This window comes from Veillonella denticariosi JCM 15641 (assembly GCF_002959855.1).
Classification (GTDB): domain Bacteria; phylum Bacillota; class Negativicutes; order Veillonellales; family Veillonellaceae; genus Veillonella; species Veillonella denticariosi.
This window is the reverse complement of sequence record NZ_PPDB01000007.1, coordinates 16,290-29,298: the sequence shown is the minus strand read 5'-3', so window position 1 is coordinate 29,298 and position 13,009 is coordinate 16,290. Positions and strand designations below refer to the sequence as shown.

10 protein-coding genes are annotated in these 13,009 nt (G+C 42.4%); 4 read left to right on the top strand and 6 right to left on the bottom strand.

The annotated features are described in order from the left end of the window. Nucleotides 1–282 precede the first annotated feature (282 nt). Entirely contained in the window at nt 283–1,530 is a 1,248-nt protein-coding gene (locus VEHSUH05_RS05635; RefSeq protein ID WP_105090994.1) for a sodium/glutamate symporter, read from the top strand. A 163-nt stretch (nt 1,531–1,693) separates the two neighbouring features. Here the strand turns inward: VEHSUH05_RS05635 and rsmA are convergent, their stop codons facing one another. Continuing rightward, nucleotides 1,694–2,542 (bottom strand): 16S rRNA (adenine(1518)-N(6)/adenine(1519)-N(6))-dimethyltransferase RsmA, encoded by an 849-nt coding sequence (gene rsmA / locus VEHSUH05_RS05630; protein ID WP_054674844.1) that lies wholly within the window; start codon nt 2,540–2,542, stop codon nt 1,694–1,696. An 11-nt stretch (nt 2,543–2,553) separates the two neighbouring features. Further along, nucleotides 2,554–3,084, bottom strand: a complete 531-nt coding sequence (gene rnmV / locus VEHSUH05_RS05625; protein WP_105090993.1) for a ribonuclease M5 — start codon at nt 3,082–3,084, stop codon at nt 2,554–2,556. 105 nt (nt 3,085–3,189) lie between these two features. Between rnmV and VEHSUH05_RS05620 the strand changes: the two genes are divergently transcribed. The 3 genes from VEHSUH05_RS05620 to msrB all read left to right on the top strand — a co-directional run bounded on the left by VEHSUH05_RS05620 (nt 3,190) and on the right by msrB (nt 6,312). Next, a complete protein-coding gene (locus VEHSUH05_RS05620) occupies nt 3,190–4,131 on the top strand; it encodes a LysR family transcriptional regulator (RefSeq protein WP_105090992.1) in 942 nt (313 codons plus the stop codon). Between the two features lie 119 nt (nt 4,132–4,250). Next, the gene (locus VEHSUH05_RS05615) at nt 4,251–5,372 is read left to right on the top strand and encodes a 5-methyltetrahydropteroyltriglutamate--homocysteine S-methyltransferase (RefSeq protein ID WP_105090991.1); all 1,122 of its coding nucleotides are present in this window, start codon (nt 4,251–4,253) and stop codon (nt 5,370–5,372) included. Nucleotide 5,373: 1 nt separating this feature from the next. Then, a complete protein-coding gene (gene msrB / locus VEHSUH05_RS05610) occupies nt 5,374–6,312 on the top strand; it encodes a peptide-methionine (R)-S-oxide reductase MsrB (RefSeq protein WP_105090990.1) in 939 nt (312 codons plus the stop codon). Between the two features lie 55 nt (nt 6,313–6,367). On the opposite strand, the gene VEHSUH05_RS05605 is transcribed toward msrB, so the two are convergent. The 4 genes from VEHSUH05_RS05605 to VEHSUH05_RS05590 all read right to left on the bottom strand — a co-directional run bounded on the left by VEHSUH05_RS05605 (nt 6,368) and on the right by VEHSUH05_RS05590 (nt 12,994). Beyond that, nucleotides 6,368–7,345 carry a resuscitation-promoting factor gene (locus VEHSUH05_RS05605; protein ID WP_105090989.1) on the bottom strand — a complete coding sequence of 326 codons (978 nt, stop codon included), beginning with the start codon at nt 7,343–7,345 and terminating at the stop codon, nt 6,368–6,370. Between the two features lie 429 nt (nt 7,346–7,774). Then, nucleotides 7,775–9,892, bottom strand: a complete 2,118-nt coding sequence (ppk1, locus tag VEHSUH05_RS05600; RefSeq protein WP_105090988.1) for a polyphosphate kinase 1 — start codon at nt 9,890–9,892, stop codon at nt 7,775–7,777. Continuing rightward, nucleotides 9,882–11,447 carry a Ppx/GppA phosphatase family protein gene (locus VEHSUH05_RS05595; protein ID WP_105090987.1) on the bottom strand — a complete coding sequence of 522 codons (1,566 nt, stop codon included), beginning with the start codon at nt 11,445–11,447 and terminating at the stop codon, nt 9,882–9,884. Before VEHSUH05_RS05595 ends, ppk1 begins: the two co-directional genes overlap by 11 nt. 8 nt (nt 11,448–11,455) lie before the next feature. Further along, nucleotides 11,456–12,994 (bottom strand): Ppx/GppA phosphatase family protein, encoded by a 1,539-nt coding sequence (locus VEHSUH05_RS05590; RefSeq protein WP_105090986.1) that lies wholly within the window; start codon nt 12,992–12,994, stop codon nt 11,456–11,458. Nucleotides 12,995–13,009 lie beyond the last annotated feature (15 nt).

Here is a 13,009-nt window from a genome sequence, read left to right as displayed (position 1 = left end):
TACTATATTCCGTGATTTTTATTTTTCTAGCAGGAAAATCTATTTATAACGTCGAATAATTATGGTATGATTCATGTTAATAAGTCATCTATATCATGAGTTATTATCATTTAACTGCTTCATTTCCGGTAATCTGTTTTCAAAAATAAAAATTCTATTTGATCTTTATTATGACAAATGTATATTTAATATACAAAATTTGTATACTATATAAATTCTATAGTATTTTCGTATTTATTCATGATAAAATAAAAATATATTATTATTAAAAGGAGTGATTTTATGCCACTGATTGACCTAAAGTTAGTTAATGACGTATGGACCCTCAACTTGTCCATGTATCAGACTGTAGGCCTTGCCATTATTACATTATTTATAGGTACTTGGATTAACAAACATTCCAGGATTTTACAACGTATGTGTATGCCTGCACCAGCTGTAGGGGCCTTACCATTTGCATTTTTAACTGCTATTCTTTCATATTATAAAATTTTAAACATCACCTTTGAAAGTTCTCTACAAACCTTTTTAATGTTAGCCTTCTTTACGACCATCGGTTTGATGGCTTCATTAAAGGTCTTAAAAAAGGGCGGTATTTTCATTATCTTCTTCTTCATTGCTTGTGCCGTCTGGATCGTCGTTCAGAATACAACAGGTATCCTTATTGCTAAAGCACTCGGCGTTGAGCCTATCATCGGTATCATGGCCGGATCCGTATCCATGATGGGCGGTCTCGGTACAGCCGGTGCCTTCGGCCCATACTTTGAAGAATTACTCGGTATTCCAGGTACTGCTTCAGCCGCTGTAGCTGCTGCGACATTCGGTATGGTGGCCGGAACCATTCTCGGTGCCCCTGTCGGAGAACGTATTATCAAGACACACAATGTGAAAACACCTTATGAAAGCCCTGAGTCTATGGATGATGAAGGTATTGATTATATCGAAGATCACGTCGAAGGTGGCGGAAAACAATTCAGTGCACAGGATTTGTTGACCATCTGTATGTGGATCGGTCTCGCCTTAGGCATCGGCACCATCATCAGTGCAGGATTATCAATCCTCACTCCATTACCGGCATATATCGGCGCTATGATTTGTGCCGCAATCATTCGTAACTTCGGTGATTTCACAAAATCATACAAAATCAACGATACCGCGCTTGATGCTGTATCCAATGTAGCTCTATCCTTATTCGTAACGATGGCGATCAACAGCTTGAAGCTCGTGCAGTTAATCAACCTCGCATTGCCTCTCATTTCCATCCTATTGGCACAGATGGCTCTTATCGTAATTTTTGCGTACCTTATCTACCTTTTATTCGGTCGCAACTACGATTCCGTTATGCTCGGCGCCGGTGCGATCGGCTTCGGTTTGGGTGCGACGCCGAATGCATTGGTTAACATGTTGTCCTTGGCAAGTAAACATGGTCCCTCCCCGCGTGCATGGCTCGTAGTTTCCCTTGTAGGTGCATTCTTGATCGACTTTGCAAACGCCATTATCATTACTTCAATGGCAGGTATTCTGTACTAAAAAAGCCCTTCGGGGCTTTTTTAGTACATCTTTTTTAATTCATAAGGTTAAATTTGCAACACATTTTATCCCCCTGATTGATAGTTAATCACCTTGCCATAATAAATAGCCCTCCTGATGTTAGATTAATTAAATTCTAACATCAGGAGGGCTTATTCATTTCTTATAGCTCAGCCCATGCATTTGCCACATCGGCAAATTCTTGAAGACTGAAGGTCTCGCCTCTTCTCTGACCGTCAATACCGGCCTTTGATAAGATTACCTCAATCTGTTCCTTTAAAAGTCCCGTGGTACGCATCGTATTTGCAAAGGTTTTTCGACGTTGTGCAAAACCGGCTTTCACAACACGGAAAAATAAACGTTCATCAACCACATCCACAGGCGGTTTATTGCGCAATACGCAACGAATAACAGAACTGGTAACCGCCGGAGCCGGCAAAAAAGATTTCGGCGGCACATCGAGAACAATATCCGGTTCCGTATAATATTGAACCGCTACAGATAGCGCCCCGTAATCCTTTGTACCCGGTTTTGCCACCATCCGCAAGGCAACCTCTTTTTGAACCATTACAACGAAACGTTCGATCGGCAGTTTGCTTTCCAGTAAAGACATGATAATCGGAGTCGTAATGTAATACGGTAAATTAGCAACCACCTTAAAAGGCTTATGATTCATAATGGTTGCAACATCGAGTTTTAACACATCGCCGTGTACAATTCGTACATTATCATAAGATCCTAACGTAGTATCGAGGACTTCTAATAAACGGCGATCAAGTTCGATAGCCGTCACATCGGCGCCACTTTGAGCCAAACCTTGAGTCAATGTGCCTATACCGGGACCGACCTCCAGAACAGGATCACCGGGTGTTAAGTCAGCAGCATGAACGATTTCATCAACAATACCGCGTTTGATAAGAAAGTTTTGCCCCAGCTTTTTACTCATCTTAATATCAAAACGCTTGCATATATAGTGCACGACTTTCGGGCTTGCAATTACTGATTCTAACATTCTGTCTCCTGTCATAAACTATTCACGGCCTCTTCATAGGCCTCACGAGATATACCATAATGATTAAGACGGTATATGAATTGCTTTGCATTACCATAACCGATACCGAGTTTCGCTCCTACCGCCGCACGTTGTGAAGCACTGTCAGGAGCTCCGGATAATCCATATCGCACTAGATCAGCCATACAAAATTCGTCAGATGACTCCAGCGATTCCACATGTAGTGTGGATAGGGCCTTTCTAATGGATTCGGGTGAAGCCTGTTCTATACCGATATCATCATTTGCAAAAGCCTCATCTCGTGGCACAAAAGCGTGTTGAGCGCGAGGGAATTTTTTCGTCAGTACACGACGGATACGCTCCCCCGCCGTATCCGGATCGGTTAATATAATAATGCCCCGCTTTTCATAAGCGATGCGAATCATATCGATTACACCTTTTCGCAATGTAAATCCTTCCGTAGCTATACAATCGGCCTCTATAGCCTGTGCAATGCGCTGTATATCAGATTTTCCTTCTACAACGATGACTTGTTTCAGCATAGTCCCTCCTCATTCTGTTAGTCCATTGTAACACATATAGAACATTGCTTAAATACATGGAATCGTTTACTATTAATAATATAATAGAATAAAAGGAGAACTGCTTTGACTCTACAACAATTAAAATACGTAACTACAATCGCAAATATCGGCAGTATCAGCGAAGCTGCCAAACGACTATTCGTTTCTCAGCCGAGCTTGACAAAGGCTATCAAGGAACTGGAACGGGAAATGGGAATTACCATCTTCGATCGTACCAATAAGGGTATTACCGTTTCCAAAGAAGGTGAACGCTTCTTAGGCTATGCGCGCCAGGTCTTGGAACAGGCTGCGCTGTTGGAGGAACAATACAAAAGCCAGGGAGGCGGCAAGAAGCAATTTTCCGTTTCCACACAACATTACTCATTTGCAGTCAGTGCGTTTATAGAACTATTGAAAGGTGCCGGTATCGACCAATACGACGTATCGCTACGAGAAACACAAACCTATGAAATCATCGATGACGTGGCTCATATGAAAAGTGAAATAGGATTGCTTTTCTACAATGATTTTAACCGTCCTGTACTGGAAAAGCTCATCCACACGAATGAGTTGACCTTTACGGAACTATTCAGAGCGCATCCTCATATTTTTATCAGCAAGAATCATCCGTTGGCACATAAACCAAGCGTATCCATGGATGAATTAGAAGAATATCCCTATCTTTCATTCGAACAAGGGGATCATAATTCCTTCTATTTCTCAGAGGAGATTTTCAGCACCGTAGTTCGCCCAAAACACATCCGCGTGCGCGATAGAGCTTCTCTATTCAGCCTTCTTATCGGGCTCGACGGCTATACGGTATCTAGCGGTGTTATCGATGAAGAAATTAACGGTGAAAACATCATCTCCGTTCCTCTCTCCGAAGAAGGTATTATGCATATCGGTTACATTACAAATAATAAAATGCAACGCAGCCGATTAGGTCAAGAGTACATTCAGGCCTTGGAGCAATATGTAAGCAACTACGGAAAACATATTCAACTACCGACAACGGAAGAATCCTGATGCTATAGTTTGAAGTTATATTGAACCTCACTATATTTATATTTTTGTATATCGATAACCTTCGTTATAATAAACCTATCGAAATTATCGGTTATACCGTTTATATAAGGAGGTCAATTATGTCCAAACAACTAGCACCATTTCATTTTGATATTGTAGGATCGTTTCTACGTCCTGCAGAACTGAAAGAAGCACGTGAAGCTTTTACAAAAGGTTCTATCACGCATGACGAATTAACAGAAGTTGAAAATCGACTCATCACAGATCTTATCAAAAAACAAAAAGCCGCGGGGTTACCGGTCATTACGGATGGCGAATTCCGCCGTGCTTATTGGCATCTTGATTTTATGTGGGGTTTTAACGGCGTCAAGGAAATCGAATTGGAGCACGGCTATAAATTCCATGGACAGGAAACCGCACCGGGGTCACTCGCACTGACCGGCAAAATTACAGGAACCAATCATCCATTTGTAGAACATTTCAAATTTGTCAAACAATTCGAAGATGAACATACCACGGCACGCCAGACGATTCCGGCACCGTCTCAATTTTTAGCCGAGCTATTCCGCGAAGATAACGGTATCACAACCCGGTCTTTCTATCCTGATTTAGAAGAGTTAATTCAAGATATCGCCGCCGCATATCGACAAGTAATTAAAGATCTGTACGATGCAGGCTGTCGCAACATCCAGTTCGATGATTGTACATGGGGTATGTGCTGCGATCATACCTACTGGACAGGTCGCCAAAAGGATAAAAGCGTTACAATCGAGGGAGAAACGGTAAAATACTTGCGTCTTAATAACCTCGCCTTAGAAGGACGTCCTAAGGATTTAGCATTCACCACGCATGTATGCCGGGGTAATTACAATTCCACCTGGGCTGCAAGCGGCGGATACGAACCGATTGCACCGATTCTTTTCGGCCAGGAAAATGTGGACGCATATTATTTAGAATTCGATGACGACCGTTCCGGCGGCTTTGAACCGTTACGTGAAGTATCGGACCACAAAAAAGTAGTCCTCGGTCTTATTACAACAAAACGTCCTCAACTGGAAGATAAAGAAGTTATAAAAAAACGCATTCAGGAAGCGACAAAATATATTCCATTAGAACGTTTATGCCTCTCCCCTCAATGCGGCTTTGCATCCTGTGAAATCGGCAACCAATTAACAGAGGATGAACAATGGGCTAAACTAGCCTTAGTAAAGGAAATAGCCCACGAAGTATGGGGTAACTAATATGAAAGAACATACAATCTATTTAGGTGGTGGCTGTTTTTGGGGCCTACAGGCCTATATTCGCAAGATAAAAGGTGTTATTTCTACCGAAGTCGGCTATGCCAACGGTCCAACCTCCAACCCCACCTATGAAGAGGTATGCCACGATAGCGGCCACGTGGAAGCACTTAAAGTCGTCTTCGACGAGGACACCTTATCCTTAGACCATTTAATTCAATATTTCTTGCGTGCCATCGATCCATTCAGTATTAACAAACAAGGCGGCGATGAAGGAATTCAATATCGTACAGGCATTTATTACACCGTTATGGAGGACAGAAACATTATCGATGCCACCTTGGCTCGTGCACAGTCCTTCGAAAGTAAACCATTTGCTATCGAGGTATTACCGCTAGAAAATTATTATTCCGCCGAAGAATACCATCAGGATTATTTAGATAAGAATCCAACAGGATATTGCCATATTCCACTCGGCTTATCGCTAGAACCTCTTATCGACGATACAGCTTATACGAAACCGACTCAGAATGAGTTGGAAACACTAACGTCTCAGGAATACGAAGTTACGCAGAATGCGGCCACAGATCCACCTTTCAGCCATGAATTGACCGATGAGTTTAAATCCGGTATCTACGTGGATATTACGTCAGGTGAACCTCTCTTTGTATCAGCCCATAAATTCGATTCACACTGCGGTTGGCCAAGCTTTACAAAACCGATTGCCAAAGATGTCATACGTTATTACCGGGATACCTCTCATGGTATGAATCGTATCGAAGTACGTAGCCGCATCGGCAACGCCCATTTAGGACATGTTTTTGAAGACGGGCCAAACGGTTCTTTGCGCTATTGTATCAACGGATCCGCATTGCGTTTTATACCGAAAGAAAAGTTAAAAGGATCAGAATATGAATATCTATTACCCTATGTAGAGGATTAATAGAACACAAAAACGGATATATCCTTAAGGATATATCCGTTTTATTATGTATATTTTAATCTAATACGTATACTGTAACGTCTTGACGACCAAAATCCATCGCTTCTCCGTAGGAGTCCATAACAAGGTCTATACGATTACCTACAATGGCACCGCCTGTATCGGCAGCAACGGCTTCACCGTAACCAGGTATAAATAAACGTGTTCCCAATGGAATTACATCAGGGTCTACAGCCGCAATACCGCGAACCGCAGGTACGCCTGTTGCAGTAATACCGTAACCGTCACCATCACCGGCTAAGTAAGCGGATGCTTCCATAACAATGGCACGAGATGCACGACCGGCTATATTACGAGATGTTGTAACTTCACGAGTACCTTCTTTAATGATGGTCGGAACCATTTCCCGTTGTGTAGAAGTAGATACATCATTAGTTTTAATGACGGATCCGTTACTATATAAAGTTTCGCGTTGTACGCGTTCCAACCCAGGTTGACCTACTTGTACAACTTCTTCTTCACCTAATGCCATTGTGTCATCTTTTTGACGAATAACCTGTACCTCAATTTCTTTATCTACATTAGAAACTGAGCGACTGGTAACCGGTGCAATAGAAATATGACTACCGCTCGTGATAGCACCGTCGCTATCACCTAGAACCGCATAATTAGGTGTTTTGAAACCTAATTCATCAGCCAAAGCTTGCGCCGTATTCTGTGTAGTCATGACTGCACGTGTCCTGCCATTCACGGTAACATAAACCGGAACAGCTCTTACGACTGTTAATGTTGTACCGTTTTGAATTGATGTAGAATCAGAAATAACTTTATCTTTTGGATTCAATTTAACCCCGGCATCACGAACGATACCTTCGTTAGAATTTAAATGCGTTCTAACAGTGTGTGCTGCCCCATCAACCATTACGGTTACGGTTTTATCATTATAGTTAAAACCGGCCATGGTAACAGCCGTTACAATCAATCCAGCAACAACAGACGATACATATCGTTTGTTTGTCTTATGAATTCTCATGTTGTAATCCCTCCTGTATCGAATTAATTCTACTACAGATAGATACAACCTGTCAAACCGCAAAGGTTAACAATAGTCAATAAATACAGTTAATTACTTTATTTTCAAAATATCTTTTTTATGTTTTTTATTAAAAAGTCCACTCCATACATACATATCGATATTTTTCGACAATATACTATATATTCTGAATTGTGCACATATATTAGATACTACCACTATATATTGTATGCATAGATTTTTTATTATCTAAAATGAATTTTTATGAGTTTTTAGATTGTTACCACATAAAGTTCAACTTTTCAAAAACTTCATTTTTTGTTCATTAAACGTGATAAGGAGCCGCCAAAACCATTTATTTTCCTAGCTTTTAAAGGATATATATATATGCATTAAAATTCATATACTAATACATTACGCGTATTTTCATCATTTATTCATCTTCAGCATCGGCTGTAAACGTTCAATGACGGTCATTGATTCTCTATTTTCCCCCGCAATAGCAGCCTTCATCAGTTCCTCTTGGGCAGATATAGGATTATTTTCATCGATAATTTTCCCATAAGAACCGTCAGCACGCATGATGTGAGCTTTTAAGGAGTCCTCTAAATAGAGATCCAAAATGCCCTTTACCCGTTCCTTATGACGTTTGTCCTCAATAGGTACCATCAATTCAACGCGTTCATTCAGATTTCTCGGCATCCAGTCGGCGCTGGAAATATATATACTTTCATTGCCCCCATTTCGGAAATAGAACATGCGGTGATGCTCAAGATATCGTCCGACGATAGAGCGCACCGTAATATTATCGCTGACACCGGCAATACCGGGACGCAAGGTACAAATACCGCGTACGATAAGGTCAATACGAACACCGGCCGTCGATGCTTCATATAGTTTTGCAATAACGTTTTTATCGAGAAGCGAGTTCATCTTGGCGATGATATATGCCTCTTCTCCTTTTTTGGCAAATTCAATTTCCCGATTGATCAGCTCCATAATGCGCTCACGCAAATTAAGAGGCGCCACGATAAATTTATTCCAAATCGGAGGATCCGAATAACCTGAGATGAGATTAAAGAATCGCGATGCATCGTCACCGTATTCATCATTGCATGTAAAGATTCCGCAGTCCGTATACATACGGGCGGTTTTACCGTTATAGTTTCCCGTCGCCAGATGCACATATCGGCGTATACCGTCATCTTCTCGACGTACGACCATAGTTATTTTTGAATGTGTCTTCAATCCTTTTAATCCGTAGATAACGTGACAGCCGGCCTTTTCAAGACGCCGTGCCATATGAATGTTATTTTCCTCATCGAATCGCGCCTTTACTTCCATGAGAACCGTTACCTGTTTACCATTATCCGCGGCCTTGATAAGGGATGCAATAATGGGAGAATCACCGCTGACGCGGTACAAGGTCTGCTTTATCGCCAATACCTCAGGGTCGGTAGAGGCCTGTGCTATAAATTGTTCTACAACGCCAAATGATTCAAAGGGATGATGCACGAATATATCACGCTTACCGATAATGGAAAATAGATTTTCCCCTTCATGTCCTACAAGCTCGCTGGGAATCTTAGGCTCAAAGGGCTCATAACGCAATGCATCAAGGCCCGGATAATTACAGAAACTAAAATACATACGACAGTCCAAAGGCCCATCAATGCGATATACATCCTTCTGCTCCAGTTCCACACTGGTAAGAACGAAATCAAGCAACCCTTCTTTTACGTCGCCGCTTACCTCAAGGCGTACCGCATCACCACGGCGTCTCCGCCGCAAAGAGGCTTCAACCTCGGAAAGCAAATCCGTCGTATCTTCTTCATCAATTTCGAGATCCGCATCACGCGTGATTCGAAACACCATGTATTCTTCGATACCGTAACCTTGAAAGAACTGATTCGCATAATAGGTTATAACATCTTCCAGGTAGACGAATCGATGTTCCTTACCGTTGCGGTTTGGCAATTCAATAATACGATCAAGTACCGACGGAATCGGTAAAATCGCAATTTTATAATCCTTTGTACCATCCTCCTGAACTTGGAATATACGAACAATGGCATTAATCGTATGGTTCGTCAGGAATGGAAACGGATGTCCCGAATCTACCGCCAAGGGTGTAACCACCGGATAGATATGCTCTTCAAAGTAATGACGTAACCATGTCTTCGTCTTCACATCCAATGCATCGGGCTTCGTAAAATAAAAGCCGTATGATTCGAGAGCCTCCAGCACATTATGTAGATAAGCGCTCTGCATGGAGACAAGACGTTGTACGGACTCATCGATTGCTTTCAGCTGTGCCTTGGCATCCATATGAGCCGCATCATATTTAACAATTCCGTTTCTTACCTGATGACGCAGACCGGCGACGCGAATCATAAAAAATTCGTCTAAATTCGATCCGGCGATGGCGATAAATCTCAACCGCTCCAGGAGAGGATTGCTCGTATCAATAGATTCCAATAATACGCGCTGATTGAACTTAAGCCATGACAATTCGCGGTTAAAATAATACTTTGCATTATTGAACATGACGAACACCTCCCTTTACGAGCATGACCTCCATACCGAAAATTTCCGTAAAATACTCCGAATCGCGATTAAATGTCCACCATTCCAAGGATATATCTTCATCGGTACGACAAAATACGTACAACACATTATCCCGTTCCTCCAAAGAGACCTCAGTAATCTTCTGATTACTGCCCGCATCAAGCGCACAGGCAACACGGATAATCGCCACCAATTTTGTAACCTGAATTTTCTGCAGCTCCGTCAGTTCCTTGAAATACGGATCATCATCGCACGGGGTCCCCTTGTAATGATAATATACAACATTGGCTACCACTTGTTTTTCCGCCTCTGAAAGCCCGAAAATATCCGTTCCCATAACGATATGATAGGCGTGTTCCCCGTGATTTCTAAGGCTTACAAACTTACCGACGGAGCACAAAATCGTGGCGATCCTACATAAGTAACCCCAGCGTTCAGGTAAACCTTTATGGCGCAGTGCATTACAAAACAGCAGACTAAATCTCTCAACCTTACGATCATGAACCGCATCCGTATGATACCGGGCCGCCACGGCGCGAGCCAACTGGGCATTCTGCTCACGTAATTGATACATGAACGGATTATTCTCAGCCTCCACACCATAAAACCAGCTGATGCCCTGTGAAAAGGAGAAACTGCTGAATATCAAGGTTCTCGGTTCAATGGCAGTAATGATTTCGTTGAAGAGAATCATGGTTGGCATCAAGATATTCGCTTTATATTCGGCTAGCTTATATCGATTCATCAGTTTCGTAGCCGTCACACCGTCAAAGGATTGAATGAGTCCCTTAAATCGTTCCGGTTCACAGGTAATCATTTCCGCCTGATGTGTTTCATACCCCATGAGGCGTGCCATATATTGCGCTTCATCACCGGACAAAATGACACTATTGATATTAAACGTCTGTAATTCCTCTCTGAGCGGTCCGATCATGCGATGTAGATATTCTGTAATCGCCATGGGAAATGACGTGGATGACCGCTGATTGCGATTGAATGATTCCATAACCCTCAATGAGCCGCTATGCATATTACGCTGGAATAACAGGCTTTCACCGCGCCAAACCGTAAGGCCTACACCGCCGGATGTAATATCCAGAAATAGGGTTGCCTTCGACGGGTCCGCCAGTTTATAATGACGAGTCATCTCATAATATAAGAGAGCGTATTTATAATACACCTCTTTCGGCATATCGATAACCTCGACGCGCATACCCGTCTGTATAAAAATTTGATCCAAAATACTACGGCGATTCGCCGCCTCGCGAATTACAGTCGTACCGTATAAACGCGAACGACTTACTCCGTAATCCGCCATCAACTGTTTATAGCCTTTAAGAATGTGACAGATTTCCTCAATAGTTTTAAAGCTCAATCGGGATGTCTGGAACAGTTCCTCCCCAAATGTAACCTCCCGCGCCGCATAGTCAATGAGGCGCACCTCATCGATTCCCTTATACTCCAATATAGTAATGCTCATGCTGCTGGATCCTACATGCAGTACCGCATATCTCAGTACCTTCGGTAATGTCATAATACCTCCTAACGAGCTTCGGTCCACTCAATATGTAACTGATGTTTATATTCCTTTTTAAAAGCTTTCACCAATTTCTCTACAGCCGACTTGGTAACGCTGATATTCTTGCCTTTTGCATATGTGACAAGCAATTGAACGGAGTTTTTATCAATCGTTACGTCCAAGGATTTGATAAATTGTTCATGGCTTTCATCAAGAGCCTCGGCCAATGCCAAAATAATGGATAATTTCTGTCCTAATAAACGTTGTTCCTGATCGAGCAGCTTACCATACAGAAAATTTTTATACTCCTTCGGCGTCAGTCCGTGAGAATTCATCACCAGAAAGGCGCTAAAAGCTTGTTCGATATGCGTAATTCCGTATAAATTACTATTCACCAGCATATAACAACCGTGTCGTGCATGACTGTAATAGTTGACCCGCTTTCCTATATCATGTAACAAGCTAGCCACCATCAGGCAACGACGAACATTGCGATCAGCCCGATGTAGTGGTTGCAACATATCATATAGCTTCATGGCAAGTCCGCAAATATAATTGGCATGAACAAACTCATGCTTGGTCATTCCTAACAGCACATTCTCCGCGGAGTGCACGAGAATATCTTCGATAATAGGATTCCCCCCTAAATAATGCTGTCCGTAATAATCGTAAAACAGCCCCTCCCGAAGTCCGCAGCCTCCTACAACGAGGGTTTTCGTATTTACATAATTGAAAAGCTCATCAACGATAGTCATTCCTGCGATGATGATATCCGCACGATCAGTGGAAAGGCCGTTGATTTTCTTGCGTTCCGCCAACGGTTTGGAAACGACCTCCTGTAATATCTCATAAAATCGATGATACGGAATTTCGTAATTATGAAGTTTTGTTATCGGATACGACAGCTTACGCTGATCCATTTTCGCAATATTCCGTGCCGTTCCGCCGATACCGAGAAGAGGTAGTTTTATATTTCTCAGCCATGCATGTTCCTTTATGATCTTTTTGATGGCTTTCGACATCTTATCCAGCTCTTTAGAGGTATATTCATCCCCCTTCTGATACGTACCCGTCAATGTAAGCGCCCCGATAGGCAGGCTCACAGCCTTTACGATACGGCGATTGCGAACCAATGTAATTTCCGTACTGGCCCCGCCCAAATCAAAAACGATGAAATCTTTGAGTCCGATGGTATTGATAACACCAAGAAACCCCAGCCGCGCCTCTTCTTCGCCGGCAATACATTCCAAATCTAGACCGGTCTCGTCTTTTACAATTTTTATGAAAGTATCGCCGTTCTTCGCCAGCCGTACCGCTGCCGTAGCAACCGCCTTAATTGTATCAACCCCCATGGCCTCCGCCATATGAACGAAAGCCTTTAAGGATTCCAGCGACCGTTCCATCGCAGCCGGCGTCAGTTCATGAGTTCCCCACATATTCTCACTCAACCGAACGCTTTCCTTTTCCTGATAAATCAAACGATAACTGCCTGTATCGGAGATTTCATATATGACAAAGCGCACCGAATTGGAGCCCAGATCTATAAATGCAATACGTTTCATGCTACTAACCTCATC

Bases quoted from the DNA above. Each gene is read 5' to 3' on its own strand.
- VEHSUH05_RS05635 (WP_105090994.1), top strand. From the start codon at position 283: ATGCCACTGATTGACCTAAAGTTAGTTAATGACGTATGGACCCTCAAC.
- rsmA (WP_054674844.1), bottom strand. From the start codon at position 2,542: ATGTTAGAATCAGTAATTGCAAGCCCGAAAGTCGTGCACTATATATGC.
- rnmV (WP_105090993.1), bottom strand. From the start codon at position 3,084: ATGCTGAAACAAGTCATCGTTGTAGAAGGAAAATCTGATATACAGCGC.
- VEHSUH05_RS05615 (WP_105090991.1), top strand. From the start codon at position 4,251: ATGTCCAAACAACTAGCACCATTTCATTTTGATATTGTAGGATCGTTT.
- msrB (WP_105090990.1), top strand. From the start codon at position 5,374: ATGAAAGAACATACAATCTATTTAGGTGGTGGCTGTTTTTGGGGCCTA.
- VEHSUH05_RS05605 (WP_105090989.1), bottom strand. From the start codon at position 7,345: ATGAGAATTCATAAGACAAACAAACGATATGTATCGTCTGTTGTTGCT.
- ppk1 (WP_105090988.1), bottom strand. From the start codon at position 9,892: ATGTTCAATAATGCAAAGTATTATTTTAACCGCGAATTGTCATGGCTT.
- VEHSUH05_RS05595 (WP_105090987.1), bottom strand. From the start codon at position 11,447: ATGACATTACCGAAGGTACTGAGATATGCGGTACTGCATGTAGGATCC.
- VEHSUH05_RS05590 (WP_105090986.1), bottom strand. From the start codon at position 12,994: ATGAAACGTATTGCATTTATAGATCTGGGCTCCAATTCGGTGCGCTTT.